The organism is Schlesneria sphaerica (assembly GCF_044336245.1).
In the GTDB taxonomy this organism is placed as follows: Bacteria; Planctomycetota; Planctomycetia; order Planctomycetales; family Planctomycetaceae; genus Schlesneria; species Schlesneria sphaerica.
This window is the reverse complement of record NZ_CP172346.1, coordinates 3,953,893-3,975,760: the sequence shown is the minus strand read 5'-3', so window position 1 is coordinate 3,975,760 and position 21,868 is coordinate 3,953,893. Positions and strand designations below refer to the sequence as shown.

Below are 21,868 nucleotides of genomic sequence, written 5' to 3'. Positions count from 1 at the left end.
CCCTCGGTTTGTCTGGCTGCACACTTCCCCCGACGGATGCCACCTGGCGGTTTGCGTCATCGCGGCCTGTTACCGCTGAGGGAGTGAGAGAATCGCGTCACATGGTAATGCACTAGCGATCCCGAACCATCTTGGACATAATATTACAGACATCACGTCTACATTGCGGTCAGGGTCAGAGAGAGGCGCGGATCATGAGTACACAGGTTCGGGTTGTCGCGTTTGCCTGTCTGGCATGGATGCATCTGTATCACAGCTCTTTCGCGCAAGAGCCCCCTGCCTCACCGGGGCCTGAAAGCGAGCCCATCGAGTTCATCGATAATTCCCGTCCTCCTCAAACGGAAGTGTCGAATCCTCGACCGACGGAGACCGTCCCCACGGGCTGGGGGTTCGCCACATTCTCACCCGACAGCAAGTCGGTCGCCACGGTCTCAGTGCCCGAGGGTGCCGATGCCAAAGGGGAAGTCCTGATCTGGAATCTTGACGATCTGAAAGCCCCTCTCCGGATCGAGCTTCCCGGTAAGATCGCGATCGTCTCGTTTTCTCCTGATGGAAAGTGGCTGGCCATCGGACCGAATGAGCCCCGGGCGGGTGTCCAACTGGTCGACACCAAAACCGGCAAGGTCGGAATGACGCTGCCCGGTCCCGTGGCCAAAACCAACGTCATCACCTGGTCTCCCGACGGAACAGAACTCGTCCTGGGAAGTACCACCGATAAGACGGTTCGCGTCTGGAATGTCACGAAAAAAGAGTTTGTGCGGACTTACGAGCCGGAGGCATCCAAACTGCTGGCGATTGACCTGTCCGGCTCCGGTCGTCTGCTGGCGGCCATCATTCCCGCCAAAGATCCCGAAGGACTGGCCCTCTATGACGTGTTCGCGGGTACGGTCGAGAAATCGCTGAAAGGCCATAAACAGCAGATCGAGGGGGCTGCTTTCACAGGGGCAGGCAAACAACTGGCAACCGTCGGCTGGGATGCGGTGGTCCGGGTCTGGGACATCGACTCGGGAGAAGAAACGGCCGTGATCAAAGGCCACAAGAAAGGGATTCGCTCGATCGCCACCTCCACCAACGGCAAGCGGCTCGCTTCGTGCAACGATCGCAGCGAGCTGAAGCTGTGGGATGGCGAAAAGCACGAACTGCTGTCCGATCTGGGTGGCGAGAATGGCAGCGCCAAATTTGTCTCGATGTCACCCGATGGGGCGTGGCTGGTTTCGATCACCCGCGACGGCACCGCCACCTTGTGGGACCTCGAAAAGCAATCGGAAAAGGCAACGCTCAATCGTGAGACACAAACGGCTGACACGGTGAATTCCAGTAACGAGTCCACCTCAGCCAGCAACAGCGGTTCGACACCCTCTTCGAGCGATGCACCAGAACCGGAAGCAATTCAGTCCCTTGCGTATTCGCCCGACGGGAAATGGATTGCACTGGCTCGCGAGGATGGACGCATCTCACTGCGCAATGCCGAGGACGGCAAGGTCGTCCGAGAAATGGACGCCTTTCCCGACGTGGCCTCATGCGTCACCTTCAGTCCGGACAGCAAACAGGTCGCCGCGGGGAGTTTTGATAAGACCATCAAGGTCTGGGACGTCGACACGGGAGAACAGTCGGCCGAATTCACGGGCCACACAAACTGGGTTTTCGCCGTCGCCTTTTCTCCTGATGGAAAGACGCTCGCTTCAGGCAGCTATGACAAAGTCATCAAGCTCTGGAATCTTGCGGACAAAAAAGAAGCCGCCACCCTTTCTGGCCATACCGCCGGTGTCCGCTCGGTCGTCTTCACACATGATAGTGCGCTGCTGATTTCGGGAAGTGCCGACCGGACCGCCATTGTCTGGACGCTGGCCGACCTTGAGCCCGTCACCACACTCAAAGGGCATACCGCAGCCATTCGGGCCGTCGCGATCTCACCCGACGGCGGTACCTTGGCGACCGCCAGCGAAGATGCGACGGTGAAGTTATGGAAAACCTCCGACTGGACAGAACGGGCATCGCTGCCGGGGACGGAAGGTGTCATGTTCTGGTCGCTCGCCTTTTCTCCTGCCGGCCGGACGCTGGCGGCGGGGGCGTTTGACGGAACGGTCAAGTTATTTGACCCCCGCGACGGCAAGGAACGTCAGCTGCTGCGGGGTCCGACAGAAGCCATCACGGCGGTGGCATTCGGACCCAACGCCGACGAAGTGATCGCGGGGAGTGTCGACAAGTCACTGCGCCGCTGGAAAGCCAAATCCGCCGTCGCAGCCGCCAGCTCAAACTCCAGTAAACCCATTCGCTCCAGCGAGAAAAGCTCGGAAGGGGATGCGAACGAATCGATCACCGTGGTGACGGCCGCGACTCTCGGTGTGGAACAGGTGGTCTCAAGCCTCTGCTACAGCCGTGACGGAACGCAGCTCGCCGTAGGGGGGGGTGCCTATCGCACTGCCGGAAAGCTGCAGCTCTGGGACGTCACCAGGCGTGAGAGAAAATGGGAAAGCGACGAGTTCCGGTTCGGACTTCCCGCTGTCGCCTTCAGCAGTGACGAAAAGCGAATCGCTGTCGGCAACTTTGCGGACAACTTTCTGCGCACGTTCGACAGCTCCACGGGGAAGCAGCTGAAAGAGATTCGTGGCCACCGTGCCAAGATCCACGGCATCGCCAACTCACCCGACGGCAAGTTCTTCGCCACCGCGTCGCTTGACCGCGACCTGAAGCTTTGGGACGCAACCACCTACAAAGAAGCCCGGACCTACGTTGGGCACAGCGATTTTGTCTTCTCGGTCCAGTTCTCACCCGACGGCCGCCGCTTGCTCAGCGGCAGCGCGGACCGCACGGCCCGGCTGTGGGACGTCACCAGCGGCAAGGAACTGATTCAGCTCAAGGGGCATCAGGGCGCTGTCCAGCAAGCCATCTTCTCGAAAGACGGGCAGCTGATCGCCACTGCCAGCAGCGACGGCACTGTTCGGATTTACCAGAGTCAAACCGGCAACTTCCTGCTCACGCTGCGAGGTCACCGGAACAAAATCGACACCGTCGCCTATTCGCCCGACGGTAAGCTGATCGCCACCGGCTCTGCCGACAAATCCATCCGACTCTGGGACCCCGGCAGCGGGCTGGAGCTGATCAAACTGCAGCAGGAAGGTCCCATCCGGGCACTCGTCTTCTCACCCGACGGAAAGCATCTCGCATCCGGCTGCGACGACAAAACCGTGAGGCTGTGGGAAATCACCCGCTCGGAAGGCAAGAAAACTGTCCTTGAAACGGCCGTGCAATAACGAACGACAAGAAGTCGGGTCATCCATGAGGAATCCCCAAAAGTGAGTTCCTCAATCGTCTGCCACCGCTTGAACGTCCACGGTAGAGCAGTGCTCTTTCAGCAAGAGAAGACGCTGTCGTTCCACGTCAAATGTCATCGAGCGGCTACACCTCGGGCCCCCACGACAGATGAAGCTCGTTCCCTTTCAAGCCGCGGCGACAGGGTCAAAACCTGTGTCTGCAATCACCATAAATCTCAACTGCGAAAAGCATTGCAACACTTCCTCAATTAAGATAAAGCGACTTTACCTCTTTTTGATAAGCTCGCTTTATCTTATGCTGCCGGATGGCAAACTGGAAATTTTACGGACGCACTGAGCAGCTGTCAGATCTGGAGCGAATGCTGTCGCGCCAGCGGTGGTTTTTCGCCCAGGTCACTGGGCGCCGTCGGATCGGAAAGACTGCCCTGATTCAACAGGCCATGCGTGAGGTGGGAATCAAACGGCCTGTTTTCTATGTCCAGATTCCTGACTCGGAATCGGCGGGTGTCCTCTCCGAATGATGCAGTCATCCTTGTTACTTAATCAAATGCCGACGGGGAAGGAGCTCACAACAACGCTGCAGTTGAGGGCACGAACGATATCAAGAAAATCTCCGCCAATCGCGATCGTTCGCGCATAGACATCATGAGAACCGACTGAAGCAGCGATCAGCACAAATCCGGTGATGTCTGCAGTTTCACATAAGTAGGGTTTCAAGTCTGCAGAATGAGTTACCAACTGGTTCAATGATGCCGCTAAGTTCTCACGTGTGTTTTCGATCTCTGACAGTCGTAATTGAATTCTGATTAACCGTCGTCTTCCTCGATTTTCGGGTGCTTTGTCGGCATACACCGAATACACAGTTAGATGCTTTGAAACTGCACGACGAATCTTTGTAAGCGTTGCAGGAGATTCTGATTCAATAACGAGGTCCGTTTCCATCATCAGTGCAGACGCTTTCTTAAAATCGCGGCCGGGTGACTCAGTAACAAGACAAGGGTTGGGTGACCAGCGGTTCGGAAATGTCTTGATCGCTGCGCTATCCTGCGTGATTTCAAGTCAGTTCCTGGAAGGACCAGAGAAGCCATCTCCTGCAAATTCCCTGCTGTAGCCTGACTCACGATGATGCGTCTCGTCGTGCTTAACCTCTTGCTGCATTTGCAACCCAGCGGCCAGGCGACATCGGAGTTATTCCCAGATACGGAATTATCTCTGGAAACTCCATTTCAGTTCGCGGTGGGAAAGCGGGTCAGTTCTTGGGCGTTTGTTTGCCGGATCAGTTCGATGATCTGGGTCGGCAGGGTGGTTTCCTGCAGCTTGAGGACAGCCGATTCGACGTAGAAAAGAGGGGCGTGGGAACCGAGTAGAATTCTCTGAGGGCTGACTTTGCTGGCGAGGGCCCCCAACCGGTCGACCCCTTCTAACATGGCGATGTCAAACCAGACCTGCCCTGCGGCGGCAAGTTTGCCTGCCTCCTCCAGCGACAGTTTGCGAAACGCGTTCAGAACCACCAGACGGAGCGAGGGATGCTGTTTGACGAGGGCCGCCAGCGGAGTGAGATTGACCGACGGTACCTGAAACACGGGATGCTGTGTTCGTTCGTCTTCCATCGTCGCAACGAGCTGCACGATCAGACCTCGCTCCGCCGACTCCTTCAAAAGCTGCTCAAAGGCGGGCAGTCCCAGGTCGTATCCGTGGAAACCGGGGTGCAGGCGGATCCCATGAAACTGATGGATCTCGGCGCAGCGACGTAAGTCTTCCTGCCAGGCAGGGAGCACTGGATTGACCGTGCCGAAAGGGACCAGCAGCCCCGGCGCCGTCTGCCGGCAAGCTGTCGCCAGCCGCTCGTTCACTCCCGCAACATCCCGATCGAACAGGCCCTCCAGACTGCCCGTCCAGGCCTGTGTGATGCCGTTCCGTTGCAGCCGGGCAGTCAATCGGGCAAGGTCAGTTCCTTCGAGTTTGCGGAAGGGCCAGGGACCAATGGAGACGTTCGTGTCGATCATCAGACGAAGAATCCTCTCAATCGAATCGCATCCCTTTGGCTCGCACGATCGGAGCCAGCAGGCGTCGCAGATTTCCCGACAGAATCAGAGCCCGGTCGATATCCGAGATGTCAGCGCCAAGCACTTTGGAAAGCTGGGAAGCGTAACTTCGCCCCCCTGCATCGCTGCCGAAGAGCACTCGTTCGGCACCCAGTTCGCGGACGGCCATCTCGACCATCCCCGCTGTCGGATCGAAACCCGCCGTCTCGACGGACACATTCGGCAGGTCGCGGACGGCGCGAATCCCCAGCTCCCATGTCCCCCCGGTGTGACCACAGACAAAGTTCCCCTCGGGGAATCGGCGGGCCAGAGCGGCCAGCCCTTCGGGTGTCGATTCACCCGCTAACTGGCTTCCGTCGGTTTTGACCCAGGTGTGCTGAAAGACCAGTGCCTTGTGCTTGATCGTCCGTTCGACGATCGCGTTGAGTGCTTCGTCTTCCGCACGTTTGGCGACCCAGAGCTTAATCCCCACCATCGGACCATTTTCGATGCAACGGTCAATCTCGCGCAGGCTGGCTTCGACATGTTCGCCGCTGACGTAACAAAACCCGAAGGCCCGATCGTGGTAATGAGACAATGCGGCAATCACTTCGTCGTTCTGTTGTCGCAGATCGTCTGGTCCGGGGTGATGCAGAAACTGCATTCCCATATAGACGCACACCCTTTCAATGCCCATACGCGAGGCGTACGACAGCAGCGTCGTCATCCGTTCTTCCGGCGTTCGGCCTTCCGTCCCGACCAGGTGACAATGCAGGTCCCAGATGCGGGGCATTACTTGCTCCTCAGCAGATAGGACAGCAGGTCAGCCATCTCTTGCGGCGAGATCTGCTTTTCCAGCCCTTCAGGCATGATCGATTTGCCGGTACTGGAGAGTTCTTCGATATCACTTCGCAGGATCGTTTCCGAAGCCCCCTCGGCCCGTCGCAAGGTAATGCTTGTCGGTGTCTCAGACGCAATCACGCCCGACGTCGTCGTCCCATTCTTCAGGATCACAACATACTCCAGAAAGTTGGGCGAGACTTCGCGATTGGGATCCAGCACATGCAGCAGCACTTCGCCGGGTGAGCGATGCCGGATCGTTTCCAGGGCGGGACCGACATCGCGACCTTGTCCTCCCAGCCGATGACATGTCTGACAAATCTTCTGCGAGACTTTCTGGCCTCGCTCGCGGTCCCCGGCCAGACTGAGGGCCGACTGATACTGTTCGACGACAGACTGCCGACTGCTCAGTGATTCGCGGCTGAAAATCGCCTGCGACCGCTTCCGGACCGCCTCGTCTGCGTGCCGCAAGAGTGTGGCTCGTCGTCCAAACGGGATATCACCGATCGACAGGGTCTTATCGTCAATCGCGTCGAGAATCGACACGACCCAGGCGCCGCGTGACAGCAACTGGTGGACAACTTCATTACGGAGTGCAGGAGTCATTCCCCGGTACTGGGCGAGCAACTTCTGGGGCAGATCCGGCTGACTGTGAAGGACCAGGGCACGCACCGCGGCAAGCTGCACTTCCTGCGGCTCTTTGAGATCCAGTAGACCAAGCAGCACCGGTTCCGCATCTGCCTTGGCTCCCTGCCCCATCAGAGTGATTGCCTGCACGCGAGCGTCCGTCGAAGCAGACTCATTCAGAGCCAGTTCACGCGCCTCCGTGACCAGTTCGGCAATCCATGCCGACGCACCTGGTTCGAGTCTCGCAGCAACTTCGGTAAGGACAAGGTTATGAGCACTGAGACCTTCGCTCAGTCCCAGAACCACTTCTCGCCGGACCAGTCGACGCGAGGCCCCTCCGGGACCGGGATTGGTCTTAGGCGTCAACGCGACGAGGACTCGCCGCAGATCGTCTTCGTGGTTTCGCTTTCCGACCAGCATGGCCAGCGAACGAATGGTGGCCAGTGGCAGGCTTTGCGCCGCGGCATCCGTTCCCGCGGTCTCCGCATTCGCAGACTCGGTTGCGGCAGACGCGCCGGACTGATGTGCGATGACCTGGAATGAGTTTTCTGTAACCGCGATCAACAGATCGTCAGAAATTTCCGGCACGGCACTCAAGACAACTGTTCGCACCCAGGGATCGTGCGGATCACGCATCGCGACATTCGCCAGCAGGGTCACCCCCTCGGGCGCGTGTCCATTTCCGGCGATGAAGGCGGCGCGGCAACGGACGCGCAAATCCGCGTCGGTGGTCATCTCCATGACCTTCCTGGCGAGGGTCTCAGACGATGTAATACGAGACTCAGCCAGTTTGATCGCGTTCTCACGTACACCTGGAACCGCGTCGTTCAGGGCTAGCAGCAGGTCTTCTTCCCGCAGCGCTTTCAGTCCTTCCAGTGACCACAGTGCGTGCAGGCGTCCCAGGGCGGTCACCGGTGGTACCGCCGTAACGCTGTCCGGTGATCGCTTCCGCAAAAGGGCCTGCAACAGAGGAACAGCGGCAGGATCCTGCCGTTCATACAACAGCCGATGTGCCGTTTCACGCCACCACGAGTTCGGATTTTCCAGTGACGCGACCAGTTCGGCTGTGGTGGCCTGGCCAAGTCGCGGAGGCGGGGTCGGTTTGAAATTAGGTGGGGTCAGCCGATAGATCCGGCCCCGATCGCGACCACTTTCCAGATCGAGTCGGGCTTTGATGTCGTCGGGAATCGACCATGGATGCTCGATCGTTTCGCGATACATATCCAGCACGTGCAGCGTGCCATCGGGGGCGTTGACGAAATTGACCGGACGGAACCAGTTGTCGGTCGATGTCAGAAACTCTTCCTGCTCATCAATGCGCTGTGCCCGGAACGTCAGACTGTCGGGAGTCAGTCGCTGACGGTGGATCAGGTTGGCGGCGACTTCGCCGAGGAAGACCGTGCCGTAGTATTCGGGTGGATACGCGGCCCCGCGGTAGACAGTGATGCCGCACGTCGATGTCACGTAACCGGCTGCAACAGATTCACTGCGCGGTGAGATGACAGTCGGGTCCGAAGCGAGTCGCTGAGCATTGATCACGCGCCACGGTTCCGGCGGACTTGTCCGATAGACCGCAAGCGTATCCCCTGCTTCGGCCGCATCGTGCATCGGCGAGACTACCGGATGCAGCGGATTCCGCGACACGTAGCGATCATCGATGACGGCATGCCGTACCGGATTACGGATGTTGCAGATGAAGCGGTTTCCCCAGTCATCGAACGTCTGCCCGAATCGAGCCCCCCCGGAAATCAGTTCAAACTGTTCGTGATGAGGATCGAACCAGAAATCGTTGGTCGCCATCTTGCGCGGCTTCGCCTCGCCATCGGCAACACGGATGATGGAACCACCGTTCGTTCCACCGGCCCCGTAGATTCTGTGGTCAAGTCCCATTCGCAGGTTGTTAATCACCGCCTGAACGTTGAACTTGTGGAACCCTGTGAAGACCTTGCGTCGGATATCTGCCTTGCCGTCACCATCGGTATCCTTGAAGTACCACAGGTCGGGGGTCGCACTGACATAGATTCCTCCCTGCCAGATGGCGAGCCCTGTTGGCCAGGACAAGTCCGCCGCGAAGATCGTACTCTTGTCGAACTTGCCATCCCCATCATGGTCTTCCAGCAGGCGGACCCGGCCAATTGGCAGGTCCGCAGTTTTTTCCGTGAAGGGTTTGTCTTTCGTCTTGTCCGTGTAAGGATAGTCGCTCATCTCAATGACATAGGCCCGTCCGTTCTCATCGTATTCCATCGCGATGGGATCCGTCGTCAGAGGCTCAGCCGCAAGCAGGTCGAGTCGAAATCCGTCGACCGCGCGGAATGTCTGTTGAGCTTCAAACGGTTCGTGAGGGGGGATTCTGAGACTCGGGAGCGTTTCGGCAGGAATGGTTGCCGCCGCGACCACGGTCGACTTGGATTCGGCCGCCGGAGCAGCGTCTTTGACGGGAGGTGTGTCGAGCTTCAGATTGATCCGCTGATCTGGATTGGGCGACTTGGTCGGGGGCTCGGCTTCGTCTCGGGTGGCGGGCCGATGACGCAGGAGCTGGGCTTTGAAATCGCCAATATTCCCCCAGATGGTTGGCTGATCCAGATCCACCTCGGCGATTGCGACGGTTCCCCATTCGGTGGCCTGAGCGAGGATCTCGCCCTCGTGTCCGAAGATGCCTGTGATGATCCAGTTTCGCTTCACATCGCAATAGCAGCTACTGACGATGTAGACGTGATTTTCGCAGGCGCGGGCCGCGACCAGTTTCGGGTTACAGCCAGCTACGGGGAACGCGATGACTTCCGCCCCATTGTTCGACAGTTCACGAGCGACTTCCGGGAAGAATCCGTCGTAGCAGATCATCATCCCGACCTTCCCGAACCGTGTCTGGAAGACAGGGTACTCGGATCCGGGGGTGATCCCCATTTCCACTTCGGTACGGGGCAGACAGACCTTACGGTACTTCCCAAGGATCTCGCCGTCCGGATCAATCAGGACAGCCACGTTGTAGACGACGTGCTCAACACGTTCGAGCAATCCCACGACAAGGTGCACTTTGTGCTCTTTCGCGAGTGTCGAGAAGTAATCAGTCGAGGGACCCGGAATCGGTTCGGCAGCCTCGGCGTAGGTCAGTCCGGTACCCGTATGAGTCAAGGTCTCGGGAAGAACGATCAGGTCGGCCTTCTTACTCGCGGCATCGGCAACCAGAGGAGCGAACTGCCGGCAGTTGTCAGCAGGAGAAACTTTGCCGGTGGGAATGTAGTGAATGGTGGCGAGACGAACTTTGCGGCCGGGGGGAGGTTCGGTCTTCTCGAGTGAAACAGAACTCCATTCGACCTCTCCTTCCGGGGCCCACTCAAGGTGCAGCTCGATCGACATTTTTCGAGCAGAGGCGGGAGCACGGAAGACTCCAGAGACTTCGGTCCATCCGTTTGCGTCCGTTTCGCGATCGGGAGGGAATTCTCCCGTTGAAAGATCAGGCTGACCGGGGGGGTGGTAAGGTCCCACGACCGGTAAGTCCCGTAAGGCAATCTTTCCTTTTTCGTCGAGCCAGTTGAGCCGAACGCTGGCGGCTCGGCGGGGATTCGCGACGTTCTTGCATCTGCGGAACGCCTGAAACTTGTAGTACGTCGCCCCTTCGACGGGGACGGTTTTCTCCCACCAGCCCATCAGGCCTTCGCGTTTATCCCCGTTGATGACCAGCACCCCTGACCCATCCGGGCCGCCACTTTTAACAAGTGAAAAGTCGGGCTGGATTTCATCACGGGGGGCGAGCGTCTTCCAGCCTTCCAGATCGATCAGCCCCTCACGTTCCCTGGCAGAGACCGACGCGGCCATGGCAAGTGACGTAAGCAAGATCAGGACGCAACCGGACCAACGGCGACTGGCAGGAAAGATCATTGTGTAGTCCCACTGAAATGAGAGTCTCGCTGTCTTGTCCGATCATAGTTCCAAGGGGAAGCAAATGTCTAATTCAGCGTCAGTGATCAACACACAGATGTGGCCATCCGAACGGATTCAGTTCATCGATCTGTTCCCCATGGGCCCTGCCACCGATCCACACAGCCTGATCGGTGGAAGAGAACTGCAACCCCTATTTTCAATGCAAATCACCTATGACTCACGGTCCGTCGGGGACCTTGCCGGCCAGCAGCGGATGAGTTTTCCAATTGTGACCGGTTATCCGGCCCACATAAAAAAATGAACCCCCTCACCACCATTTTCTGACAGATTTTCTTGTGTTCAGTCAGGGGACGGGGCATCTTCATTTCATGCTCAAAATCTGCCAATCGCCGCTGCCTCAATCGACGCTCAGTTACGTCGCTTTTCGAGTCGCTTTTCGTCAAACCTTCGACGAAATTCTGGCTCAGCACGAGGCCGTGGGGACGTCAGACAACTCCCGGGGCTACTTGCGGGAAGTCTCGTTTCTTCAGGAAGTGGCTCCCGCCGTTCAGCTGGAACTGCTCGCTTCAACCTGGCACAAACATGTGAGCCGCGAGATCCATCAATCAGATCTGGTGGACGAAAGCGTGATCTATTCCGCCTGTGAAACGACAGCGCGGCTGGTGGAATCTCGACGCGAATATGTGATTGAAGCGCTGGCGGGTGGCCCGCTGGATCTGACCCTGCCGCTGGATGCGTACTTTGCCCGCGAACTGCGACTGCTCTATCTGGAACTGCCCAGTCAGGGGGACTTCCTGCTCGTCAATCAGTTCCTCGATCTCGATCCCGAAATGGCAATCGATTGCAAATTGCAAATGGGAATTGATCCCCAACGGATGACTCCCCTGTTCGATGCGCTGGGACGCTGGCGAATCTCACCACAGATGTCGAAATGGCTACGGGGGCTGCTGACCCAGACGGAGACGGCCCTCGTCACTTCAAACCTGAGTCGCTATCTCGCGCGCTGAACGCTGCAGAGGGTCACTGCTTCAGACCCCGGCATCGAAATCTCGATCGTGTTGGTGCTGATCCGCTTTCTGCGGAAACAGGCGTGGGTGAGATCATCGCGGCCTCTCTGCTCTTCGACGTCAAATACTCTTGACGCATTTTCACGTTCCCGTAAAATAAAAGTGATGAAAAATTCGGCAGGAATTCCAGCCGACTGCTGAACGCCGTACCCCAGTTGGCCCGCTCGGCGGACCTCAAGGTACCCTCCCGTCTCACCGGGCCTGGAAAACACGAAAGAAAATTTCGGGGGTCACCTCTCCGATTCCGCATCAGCACGTGTCAAACTGAACACAAACAGCGAGGTCGTACTGGTGACACTGAAGTTGCTCAACCTGCTCAATTTGCGCAACATGAGCAACTTCGTTTCGTCCCTGTAAAATAGGGGTTTGGCTTGAAGTTGCTCAACTTGCTCAAACAGACAATTTTCCCGCCGCTTCCTCGAATCAGAAGTGGCCAACCACCTTCACAGCGCCTGCAGCGGGATCAGTGTCGGGAGAGGTCAAGGTCGGTCTTGCTGTCAATCGCTGAATTCCGGTAAAAACCGCCGATGGACAACTCGCTGGATGGGATCCGCGCGAGAGAGATCGCCTTACAAATGGCAGGGACGTCATGTTTGCAGGCAAGACTTTGTTGGCGCTGGTAGATACACGACGTGCGGCATTTTCCGCCGTTCGTTTCGCATTAGGGGTGTTCCTGGGGGTCACAGCTGTCTCGATGTGGCAGCAGTTCAGCCTGACCTTCGGTTTCGATCCGGTGGTTCAACTGGCCGTCGGCCTCGTGATGTCCGGCATGTTATGGTACGCCGCCTCATGGCGTCCGGCCCCGGACGATGTCCCTCAAACGGTCACTCTTTCGTCCCTGATCTGGTGTCTGTGTGCGTGGACGATGCTGCATCCGCTGTGGATGGACAGCATGAGCATGCTGATGGGTCATGTCCCGCTCGCCTGGCTCGAATTCTCGCTGACCAAATCCTTCGTCTCGCTGGCTCTTGCCTTGGGTGCGTGGGTGATTCCCGGCATCCTCTGGTCTTCCGTTCTTGTATACACTGCCAGCGAAAACTCCTCTTCCCGACAGTCGCTCCCCCTGGTCTTACTGGGGGTGACCTGCGGATTGCTGCTGAACGGAGTCATGCTGGCTCACTGGCTGGGTGTCTTCGCCCCTGCGATTGCCGCGACGGTGATGGCAGCGGTCATCGGAATCTGCCTGCTGATGATGCCTACCCTTTCGGAGCAATCGACGGCGGGATCCTCCGCGATCACCGCCACCCCGCACGATGCTTCATTCCTGCTGCGAGCGGGAACCTTGTTCGTCCTAGGAATCCTGTTGTCGTGCCATCAGCGACTGGCAAACCAACTGATGCCCCATGGCAGCTACGTCATCATGACTCAGGTGGCGGGGACCATCGCCGGCGTTGCCGGTGGACTTGCGCTGCTGCCGCGTCGTTTTCGGACTTCGGAACGTGTGGCCTGGTGTGGACTTTTTGCGGCGGCGACGGCCAGTCTGCTGCTGGCAGTCCAGCCGCACATCGTTGATCTCTCCCTCTGGATGAACGCCCGTCTGACGAACGTCACCTGGCTGGTGGCCGGTCGAGTCGCACTGCTGGTGCTGCTCGCGGTCCCTTTCGGCACTCTTCTGGGTGTGATGGCCGCTCCGAGCCATCAACCCCGCACCTGTGCGAACATTGGCTGGGGGGCTCCCTTTCTGTGCGGGCACGCCATCGCCGGTTACCTGCTGGGGGGAACCATGAGTGTGTTTGCTCTCATGGGGATTGGGATCATCGCGCTGCTCTGCACCGCCATCGCTTCTCAAATGAAGTCCTGGAGAGAAAGCGTTTCGTGGAGACCCGCCGCAGTCGCGATCAGCCTGACTGCGATCTCCCTGTCGCTTCCTGCCTGGCAAAGCCATGACGATGCCTCACGTACAGCAAAAATCCTGTTCTCGACCCCCGCGTTTGTGGCTTATCGTTCGGGCTGGGACCGGCAACACCTGACGGGTCTGGATGACTTGCGGTTGATTCATCGTCAGGAAGGCCCGTCGGGCTCGCTGACACTCTGGCGCGGACGGGTCGCTGAGCTGTATCTGCGCGAAGCGGGAATCCCGCGATCGATTGTCACCCAGAACGCCGACGTCGTTCCCCAGTTTGCCCCGGAAGTCCTGCAGGCTGTTTATTCGATGGTCCTGTCGGAGCGACCGGGCCGAGTGATGTTTCTTGGACTTTCGTCCGGAGTTCCCCTTGCGACGTGTCTGAATTTCCCAATTCGCGAAGCGGTCTGCGTCGAGGGGAATTCCAGTTTGATTGAACTGGTTCGCGGCCCTCTGGCGAATCAGACAGGAATGAATCCGCTGTCGGATGACCGTGTGGTGGTGCAGAACGTCAGTCCGGAACTGGCACTGATGGCGGATTCTTCGGAACCGTTTGACGTCATTCTCAGTACCCCGTCGTCCTCGTCGCTGGCAGCGTCTGCGGCGGAATTCACGTCTGAGTTCTATCAACGTGCCTCCCACCGTTTGTCCGAAGGAGGACTCTTCTGTCAGCGATTTGAATGTCTCGATTATGGCCCGGAACCACTGCGGATTGTGCTGAAGTCGATGCGTCAGGCGTTTTCCCAGACGATCGCCATTGAGACCGCTGCGGGCGAATTCCTGCTGTTCGGTGCCAACTCGGAAGAGGTCTTCATTCCGGGCGAACTTGCCTCGCGGCTGGAAACTCCGCACGTGCTACGCATTCTCGGACGCAGTGCACTCGACTGGTCTGCACTGCTCAATCAGCCCGCTTACGATCACGATGCGCTGGGAGAAATTTGTGCGGAATCCAACCAATCCGCCAATTCCGCCCTGAACGGCCTGTTGGGATCTCAGACGCCGTTCGAAGTGATGCGGTGGGGTAACAAGCATCAGGAAGTTCAGACCGTCCTGACCCGAACACGATTGACGAAGGCCCCTTTCTGGACACAACCGTCCAGCGAACCACAAGAACTGGATAGCGAGATCGTGCTCAGCCGACGGTCGCGACTGGTCGAATGGCTGGGGGACACCCAAGTCTCACTGGAACTGCTGCGCCGATTGGGGGAAGTTTCGACCCAGCAGAAGCTGGTTCACGAAAATCCTGACGCGCACTGGTGGGAATACCGTAATGTCCTGCGACGGCAACTGCAGGACCGTCCCCGCACGGTGGTGCAGCAGGTGAAGGCCATTGATGAGAAACCAACACTGCATCCCGAAGATGTTCGTCGTCGCGACTACTTCATCGCGCTGGGAAATGCAGTCAACCTGAAGAAGAGGCCCACACGGCAGGAAATCGCCGCTGTCGAAACTTTTCTGGAACCGAATGATCCGCTGCTGAGCTATTTCGCCCGCCAGGAAATCGCTGACCTGTTAGCACGTTGCGATGAAGATGCAGCGCGGGAACTGGCCTATCGTCTCCACGTGATTTACTTCGCTCCGACGCTGGATGCCTCTGTCCGGAACGTCGCTGTCGCCCTGGAAACGACGGTTAAGCACCCCGAGGCGATTCCCGATGCTTCCGTGCGCTATGACGTGCTGAATGGTCTGATCCAGACCCTGCGAACGAGATGGGAAAGCCGTCAATTCATCAACCAGACATCGACAAAAAAGGTGCTGGAAGACGTGGACCAGAGCTTGATCGCGGTCGAGAAAGGGGTCGACGCCATGTCGACAATCGCGGCCGAGGCGGGTGTTTCGGAAACGGACTGGCAGGTTCGCAAGCAGGTCATCGAACGCCTGATGCTGCGACCTTTGCGGTCCTATCGTTCCGAGCTGAAATCCCGCCAGGAACGAAGTCAGATGCAAGCGCGAGCGATTTTCGAGAACCTCGATCGACCTGCCCCCACCTCGAAGTAGGGGCAGATTCGACGGATTGTACAGACTTAAGAACGACGGGATGGTGTGAGCGACGGAGGCGGGACGCGGATCTCCAATTGTCGGCGACAGATTCTGGCCAGGGACTCTCCCCCCACCAGTTCGGGCAGATAAACGGTGACTCCCGCTTCTCGCAGCAGCCATTCCAGCCCACCCGTCTCGGCGGAGCCCAGGGCGATCAGTTGGGTCTCCCGGGGATAGTTGGCGAAGTCCTCGGCCAGCCAGGTGAGGCAATCCGCGAGCCCGGCCGAGAGTTCCAGGATCACCAGTGCCCGTTCGACATCGGAGATGGAAGGAATCAGATCGCGAACCGATCGACATTCTCGCACGGTGACACCGGTGTTCTGAAACTGACGTTGTAGTTCCGGCCCCCAGTAGGGCTGTGCTTCGAAAACGATGATCGCCGTTTCAAGATATTTGTCAGCCATCACGACCACCTTGCAGAGACCCGAATTACAGAGCGGGGCTGGAGTTGACCCTGCGGTCCCGATCCGACCACGTGATCGACGACCGTGCCACGCAGGATGACGGACTTCAGTCATCATCCGTCACCGAGAACGATTCCCCGATCCCTGTTGCTGATCGCCGACATCATTTTCGCTGTCGGGGGCTCGGCGAATCCAGTATCGCAATCGGAAAATTTCCAGACAGCTTGTGATCCCGAACGGAGACCCTCCCTCCAGTGAGGGGGGGCTGGTCAGATCCGTGAGATGGTGAACCGTTCCCCACCGCTGCTTGCAAGTCACAAAAGGTTCGATCTACAACTGGGACAGCGAGAATCCTTGAACGACAGCAGGGCCGCATCGGTCCTTGTTCGCAGTCCGAACAGAGCATTCTGTGAGAGTGCGTTCCGACTGCGGCTAGGGGCATTCACCACGATCCATATTGAGTCTGCTGCCCTATGAGCCTTTCCGCATCGAACTCATCTGCGCCGACTGCTCCTCCGCAGTCTCCAGGCATTCCCGGTGCGGAAACTCGTTCGTCGACGACGGTCCCCACGGAACTGACCCGGATCGGCCGTCGGGATGACGATGACTATCTCGAGACGCGCCCGCTGGATCTTCGTTTGATCTCACGGCTGATGGGTTTCATGCGACCCTACGCCACTCAGCGAAACTGGTTGCTGGTTTCGGCCCTGCTGCGGTCGTTTCAGCTACCCGGGCTGACCTATGTCCTGGCCGCGGTAATCAATGGCCCCATCGAACAGGGCGATCCGAACGGGGTCATGTGGGGAGCGATCGCCTTCGGCGTGCTGGCGATTTTCACTCAAATCACGATGCACTTTCGGCAGCGACTGGCCCTGGAACTGGGTGAGGCCGTCGTCTTCGATTTGCGGAATGCGATTTTCGCTCATCTGCAGCGGATGCCAATGAGCTATTTCCATAAGACCAAGGTCGGCCGCATTATTGGACGAATGGTTTCCGATATCGAAGATGTTCGTATCGGTGTCCAGGAAGTGATGTTCGTCAGCCTGGTGGCCCTGGGGCAGATGCTGGTCGCGGCCATCTGCATGTTGTGGTTTGATGCGGGACTGTTTTTGATTGTGCTGGGGCTGGCTCCCGTGCTGTGGGGAATCAACCGTTACTTTCACAACAAGCTGAGCATCGTCTTGAGGCAGGCGCGTGAGTCCTTCAGTCGAGTCACGGCGACACTGGTTGAATCCGTTATCGGGATCCGCGTGACCCAGGGATTTGTCCGCCAGAAAGAGAACGCGCGGCTGTTCGGAGAACTGGTCAAGGACCATTCTCGCTACAACACTGCAGTCCAGCATACGCACGGCCTCTTCCTTCCTCTGCTGGAACTGAACACACAGGTCTTTATCTCGCTGCTGCTGGTGATTGGTGGATGGCGCGTACTCAACCCGGACAGCAGTACGAACGTAGGAGAGCTGGTCGGGTTCTTCTTTATGGCAAACGTCTTCTTCTCACCACTCACGATCCTCGGAAACCAGTACAACCAGGCGATGACCGCAATGGCGGGTGCCGAACGCCTGTTCGTGCTGTTGGATCTCGAGCCGGAGTGGAAGGATGCCCCGGACGCGGTCGCGCTTTCCGAGATCTCCGGTCGCGTGGTCTTTGAGAATGTGACGTTCGGCTACGATCCCGCTCGCCCTGTCCTGCGCGATATCACGTTCTCTGCGGAACCGGGCCAGACGATTGCACTCGTCGGGCCGACGGGAAGCGGCAAGTCGTCGATCATCAATCTGCTTTCCAAGTTCTACCTGCCGCAAAGTGGTCGAATTCTGATTGACGATCGCGATCTGCTGACGGTTCAGGGGGAATCACTGCATCGCAAGTTTGGCATCGTCCTGCAGCAGAACTTTCTGTTTCAGGGGACCGTCGCCCAGAACATTCGCTTCTCACAACCAGATGCAACCGACGACGATCTCAGAACCGTCTGCCACCGCCTTGACTGCCTCGACCTGATCGAAAGCCTGCCGAAAGGCTTCGAAACGAAAGTGGGTGAGCGAGGCAATCAACTTTCGCTGGGCCAGCGGCAGATGGTCTGCTTTGCGAGAGCCCTGCTCGCCGATCCCCGTCTGCTGATTCTCGACGAAGCAACCAGCAGCATCGACGTGAAGACAGAGCGGCGCTTGCAGACGGCACTGTCTGTTCTCCTGAAAGGGAGAACCAGCTTTGTGGTCGCTCACCGACTCAGCACGATTCGTAACGCGGACCTCGTCCTGGTGCTGGACCACGGCCGCATCATCGAACGCGGAACCCATGACGAACTGATTGCTCAGCACGGCTTTTATGCTCAACTGTTCGAACGATTCTCCCGTGCGAGTAGCGGAGCCCCGCGGCTACCCCGGTAACGTAGCAGCGAACCCGATCCGCCATGACCGTGTGCCATGACGTTGCCTGGCAACCATCAGACAATGGCCGGTTTGACGAACAAACCCGCCAATCCGAGCTTCAAACGCGAACAGAGGACAAAGGTGCCGGGGCCTGCGCGCGCCGTCAGTCGTGTCTGGAAGGATCCTGACGCTGCGAGAGAAAGGTGAGCACGTGGCAAAACGAAATCGGAAAAGCCCCGGTACCAGATTGAGGAAGAATTCAAGAAGCGAATCCCGGTTACCTTTCTGGATCCCTCGGCAGAACACTCACCCTTTGGACGAAGGTTCATCGAATATTACGAGGACACCCGCTTCCAATGCATCGACTGCGGTCTGTTCTCAATCTGGACAGCGAAGCAGCAACAGTGGTGGTATGAAGTTGCCAAGGGCTCCATGTATTCAATCGCGGTCCGGTGCCGGGAGTGTCGCGAGAAGCTTCGAGATCGACACGGAGGGACTCCTCGTCGATCTCATCTGGAACGTCGCCGGACCATTTCCCCCTGACGCAGCATCACTGTGGTCTACGCACAAGACCAGAAGTAAAAGCAGACTCGGTCAGCCGCACACGATGAACACTCCCTGAGTCCGCTCACTTTGGAAGAGAAGAGACCCGATCAGAAGTCTGCACTCTTGGGGGTTCTGGGAAAGGGAATGCAATCGCGGATATTCGTCATCCCTGTCACCAGTTGGACCGTACGCTCCAGGCCTAACCCGAAACCGCTATGGGGGACGGTGCCGTACTGGCGCAGTTCCAGATACCACCAGTAATCTTCGGGGACGAGTCCCGATTCCTTCATTCGCTCGATGAGAACATCGTGACGTTCTTCGCGCTGGCTCCCACCGATGATCTCGCCGATTCGCGGGACGAGTACGTCCATTGCGCGGACGGTCTTCCCATCTTCGTTGCACCGCATGTAGAACGATTTGATCGCCCGGGGATAGTCCGTCAGGATCACGGGTTGTTTAAAGTGCTTTTCCGTCAGGTAGCGTTCGTGTTCCGATTGCATGTCATGGCCCCAGGCAATCGGGAATTCGAACTTCTGCCCGGACTCTTCCAGAATCTTGATCGCTTCGGTGTAGGTCAGACGAATGAAATCGTTTTCGACGATATTCTGCAGCGATGCGAGCAAAGTCGGCTCGATCCGCTCGTTGAAAAACTCCAGATCCTCGCTGCACTTGTTCATCACGTCTTTGATGATCGACCGAACGAACGATTCGGCCAGATCCATGTTTTCTTCAAGTTCATAGAAGGGCATTTCGGGCTCAACCATCCAGAACTCCGCCAGATGGCGCGTGGTATTCGAGTTTTCTGCCCGAAACGTCGGTCCAAACGTGTAAACGTCACCGACGGCTGTGGCAAAGATTTCTCCTTCAAGCTGGCCACTGACCGTGAGTCCCGCCTTCTTGCCAAAGAAGTCTTGCGAGTAATCCAGCGGGCCCTTGCTCTGCTGAAGTCTGGCCAGATCAAGGGTCGTCACCTGAAAGACCTGCCCTGCTCCTTCGCAGTCGCTGGTGGTGATGATCGGCGTCTGAACGTAGAGGAATTCGCGTTCCTGGAAGAAGTTGTGAATCGCCGCACACAGGGCGTTACGAACACGAGCGATAGCGCCGAACGTGTTGGTGCGGGGCCGCAGGTGAGCTTTTTCTCGCAGAAACTCGAAGCTATGCCCCTTTTTCTGCAGTGGGTACGTCGCCGGGTCGGCCGTTCCCAGGACCTTCAGGGATTGGGCGTGAACCTCAACCCGCTGCCCTTTTCCGAGAGACTCTTTGATTGTCCCGATGACTGCGACGCTCGCCCCGGTCTGAATCTGTTTGATCAGGGTCAAGTAATCCGGAATCCTGGCGTCGACCACCACCTGAAGGTTCTTCATGCACGAGCCGTCGTTCAGCTCAAGAAACGCGAAGTCCTGTTTAGACTCACGCTTCGTTCGAACCCAGCCTCGAACATCAACGGTGGTCTCAGGTTGGCCAGTCTTGAGAATATGAGCCACTCGAGTACGAGTCATTTTTCCAATCCGTGGAGATACGGTTTCTCACTGCAACGTGACAATCGACGACCGACTGCGGTTCGCCTCGCTCGTGAGTGCAGCGAGACTCCGCAGGATTGTATAACCGATGCCGCAGAAATCGAAAAGAACGGGTGTCACCCCTCCCTCAGCCGAGACCGTTCAACCCCCCACAGGGCTGGAAGTCAGTTCCGGAAAGGGAGCATGCGGATAGTCGACCGGTGCGTAACGAATTTCAAGTTCGGGCGTCACGAGACGTTCCTGATTGAGGAGCCGGGACGTGAGAGCACGATCGAGGATGCCGCTGGTCAACAGCGTTCGCTCTACGGGATAGCTCGGCTTCCCGGTGTGGATCATTCGCTCGATCCCCTTCAGCAGGTAGGCAAAGTGGGGATGTCGCGGTTGGGTTCGTTCTTCAAATCGCGTTGCCAGCAACTGCTGCTGACCTTTCACCTTGAGAGCGATCGCCGTTCCGGTGGCGAAGCCAGGCAACATGAAGAGCGTTCCCAGCAGGCCGTCCCGATACTGGAACAGGAACAGCGAAGCATCCTTGCTCTGGCGAACCCCCTCGGGGCTGGCCGCAACAAGGGCCAGAGCGGCGTGGAAGATTTCCGAGGAGACTCGACCATCATCAATGGCCTTCCACATGGCGTCCCCTTGCAGGAACTGCACCCATTCCACACCCTTCTCTGCACCTCGACGACGTTCCACCAGGCACTGAAATACTTCCAGTGCGTGTGCCGCGTAGATATCCAGCCCGGAATAGCCGATCGCCACCGCCGCTTCGATGTCACTCCCCATGGGAAGATTCAGTTCAGGATCGCGGTATGTCACGACGAGCGACGACCCGGCCATGAAGGGGACTTTCAGTTCCTGAGCCCGGTCGTACATCCATTTGGCATCGTCCCATTGGGGACCCAGGTGCTTGTCATTAAAGACAGGAACCACGCGACCATATTTACGGAAGGTGTCAGTAATCTCACTGAAAAATCGGCGACGAGGATACAGATGCTGTTCCTTGTCGTTATAGGGATAGTCGCCGTGTTCGCCGACGCTGATCACACCATCAACCGGAATACGGTTTCCGCCGACCGTGACCGCCCCTTCGATGGTATCGAACAGCGGAACGTTGTACTTCTCGGCCAACCCGCGCGCCAGATCACCGGGGCCGTACTGGTCGACGTACATCGAAGCCAGTTTCAGAGCCGGTCCGGTCCCCCCGTCCTGCTTCCACCCTTCCATGATCTTTCCGATCAGGACGTCGGCGTGCAGGCCTTTCTCGTACCGGGTCACAACGGCAGCAACCGACTTGGGAGCAACCGAATCCGCTCCCTGAAGCGACATTGGCAGTGTCAGGCAACCCCCTGCTGCTGCCGCGGCCCCCTTCAACAAGTCACGTCGAGAAATCACTGTTGGTGGATTCAATGTTGAACCTTTCACGTTGCTGTTTCT

13 protein-coding genes are annotated in these 21,868 nt (G+C 57.9%); 6 read left to right on the top strand and 7 right to left on the bottom strand.

Features of this window, described 5'->3' with window-relative positions; translation table 11 throughout:
- Window positions 1-194: 194 nt before the first annotated feature.
- On the top strand, window positions 195-3,254 hold the full coding sequence (locus tag ACGY09_RS14395; RefSeq protein ID WP_397568274.1) for a WD40 repeat domain-containing protein: 3,060 nt from the start codon (window positions 195-197) through the stop codon (window positions 3,252-3,254).
- 564 nt (window positions 3,255-3,818) lie between these two features.
- On the opposite strand, the gene ACGY09_RS14390 is transcribed toward ACGY09_RS14395, so the two are convergent.
- The 4 genes from ACGY09_RS14390 to ACGY09_RS14375 all read right to left on the bottom strand — a co-directional run bounded on the left by ACGY09_RS14390 (window position 3,819) and on the right by ACGY09_RS14375 (window position 10,645).
- Window positions 3,819-4,220 carry a hypothetical protein gene (locus ACGY09_RS14390; protein WP_373649541.1) on the bottom strand — a complete coding sequence of 134 codons (402 nt, stop codon included), beginning with the start codon at window positions 4,218-4,220 and terminating at the stop codon, window positions 3,819-3,821.
- Window positions 4,221-4,501: 281 nt separating this feature from the next.
- Window positions 4,502-5,281, bottom strand: coding sequence for an amidohydrolase family protein (locus ACGY09_RS14385; protein ID WP_397568273.1), 780 nt, complete (start codon window positions 5,279-5,281; stop codon window positions 4,502-4,504).
- Window positions 5,282-5,297: 16 nt separating this feature from the next.
- A complete protein-coding gene (locus ACGY09_RS14380; protein ID WP_397568272.1) occupies window positions 5,298-6,092 on the bottom strand; it encodes an amidohydrolase family protein in 795 nt (264 codons plus the stop codon).
- Window positions 6,092-10,645, bottom strand: coding sequence for a PVC-type heme-binding CxxCH protein (locus ACGY09_RS14375; RefSeq protein ID WP_397568271.1), 4,554 nt, complete (start codon window positions 10,643-10,645; stop codon window positions 6,092-6,094). Before ACGY09_RS14375 ends, ACGY09_RS14380 begins: the two co-directional genes overlap by 1 nt.
- Before the next feature lie 64 nt (window positions 10,646-10,709).
- On the opposite strand from ACGY09_RS14375, the gene ACGY09_RS14370 reads away from it, so the two are divergent.
- The 3 genes from ACGY09_RS14370 to ACGY09_RS14360 all read left to right on the top strand — a co-directional run bounded on the left by ACGY09_RS14370 (window position 10,710) and on the right by ACGY09_RS14360 (window position 15,556).
- Window positions 10,710-10,949 carry a hypothetical protein gene (locus ACGY09_RS14370; RefSeq protein WP_397568270.1) on the top strand — a complete coding sequence of 80 codons (240 nt, stop codon included), beginning with the start codon at window positions 10,710-10,712 and terminating at the stop codon, window positions 10,947-10,949.
- A gap of 67 nt (window positions 10,950-11,016) precedes the next feature.
- Window positions 11,017-11,655: a hypothetical protein gene (locus ACGY09_RS14365; RefSeq protein WP_397568269.1), complete on the top strand. Its 639-nt coding sequence runs from the start codon at window positions 11,017-11,019 to the stop codon at window positions 11,653-11,655.
- A gap of 649 nt (window positions 11,656-12,304) precedes the next feature.
- Window positions 12,305-15,556, top strand: a complete 3,252-nt coding sequence (locus ACGY09_RS14360; protein ID WP_397568268.1) for a spermidine synthase — start codon at window positions 12,305-12,307, stop codon at window positions 15,554-15,556.
- 26 nt (window positions 15,557-15,582) lie between these two features.
- On the opposite strand, the gene ACGY09_RS14355 is transcribed toward ACGY09_RS14360, so the two are convergent.
- A complete protein-coding gene (locus ACGY09_RS14355; RefSeq protein ID WP_397568267.1) occupies window positions 15,583-16,002 on the bottom strand; it encodes a hypothetical protein in 420 nt (139 codons plus the stop codon).
- A 473-nt stretch (window positions 16,003-16,475) separates the two neighbouring features.
- Between ACGY09_RS14355 and ACGY09_RS14350 the strand changes: the two genes are divergently transcribed.
- Both ACGY09_RS14350 and ACGY09_RS14345 read left to right on the top strand, forming a co-directional pair.
- Entirely contained in the window at window positions 16,476-18,389 is a 1,914-nt protein-coding gene (locus ACGY09_RS14350) for an ABC transporter ATP-binding protein (protein ID WP_397568266.1), read from the top strand.
- A 228-nt stretch (window positions 18,390-18,617) separates the two neighbouring features.
- Complete coding sequence (locus tag ACGY09_RS14345) at window positions 18,618-18,914, top strand: zinc-ribbon domain containing protein (protein ID WP_397571878.1); 297 nt, start codon at window positions 18,618-18,620, stop codon at window positions 18,912-18,914.
- A gap of 110 nt (window positions 18,915-19,024) precedes the next feature.
- On the opposite strand, the gene asnS is transcribed toward ACGY09_RS14345, so the two are convergent.
- Both asnS and ACGY09_RS14335 read right to left on the bottom strand, forming a co-directional pair.
- A complete protein-coding gene (asnS, locus tag ACGY09_RS14340; protein WP_397568265.1) occupies window positions 19,025-20,416 on the bottom strand; it encodes an asparagine--tRNA ligase in 1,392 nt (463 codons plus the stop codon).
- A 162-nt stretch (window positions 20,417-20,578) separates the two neighbouring features.
- Window positions 20,579-21,841, bottom strand: a complete 1,263-nt coding sequence (locus ACGY09_RS14335; RefSeq protein WP_397568264.1) for a twin-arginine translocation signal domain-containing protein — start codon at window positions 21,839-21,841, stop codon at window positions 20,579-20,581.
- Window positions 21,842-21,868: the final 27 nt, after the last annotated feature.

Excerpts from the sequence above, each read along its gene's own strand:
- ACGY09_RS14375 (WP_397568271.1), bottom strand. The coding sequence starts at position 10,645 with ATGATCTTTCCTGCCAGTCGCCGTTGGTCCGGTTGCGTCCTGATCTTG.
- ACGY09_RS14385 (WP_397568273.1), bottom strand. The coding sequence starts at position 5,281 with ATGATCGACACGAACGTCTCCATTGGTCCCTGGCCCTTCCGCAAACTC.
- ACGY09_RS14395 (WP_397568274.1), top strand. The coding sequence starts at position 195 with ATGAGTACACAGGTTCGGGTTGTCGCGTTTGCCTGTCTGGCATGGATG.
- ACGY09_RS14365 (WP_397568269.1), top strand. The coding sequence starts at position 11,017 with ATGCTCAAAATCTGCCAATCGCCGCTGCCTCAATCGACGCTCAGTTAC.
- ACGY09_RS14355 (WP_397568267.1), bottom strand. The coding sequence starts at position 16,002 with ATGGCTGACAAATATCTTGAAACGGCGATCATCGTTTTCGAAGCACAG.
- asnS (WP_397568265.1), bottom strand. The coding sequence starts at position 20,416 with ATGACTCGTACTCGAGTGGCTCATATTCTCAAGACTGGCCAACCTGAG.
- ACGY09_RS14350 (WP_397568266.1), top strand. The coding sequence starts at position 16,476 with ATGAGCCTTTCCGCATCGAACTCATCTGCGCCGACTGCTCCTCCGCAG.
- ACGY09_RS14360 (WP_397568268.1), top strand. The coding sequence starts at position 12,305 with ATGTTTGCAGGCAAGACTTTGTTGGCGCTGGTAGATACACGACGTGCG.
- ACGY09_RS14370 (WP_397568270.1), top strand. The coding sequence starts at position 10,710 with ATGTCTAATTCAGCGTCAGTGATCAACACACAGATGTGGCCATCCGAA.
- ACGY09_RS14390 (WP_373649541.1), bottom strand. The coding sequence starts at position 4,220 with ATGATGGAAACGGACCTCGTTATTGAATCAGAATCTCCTGCAACGCTT.
- ACGY09_RS14380 (WP_397568272.1), bottom strand. The coding sequence starts at position 6,092 with ATGCCCCGCATCTGGGACCTGCATTGTCACCTGGTCGGGACGGAAGGC.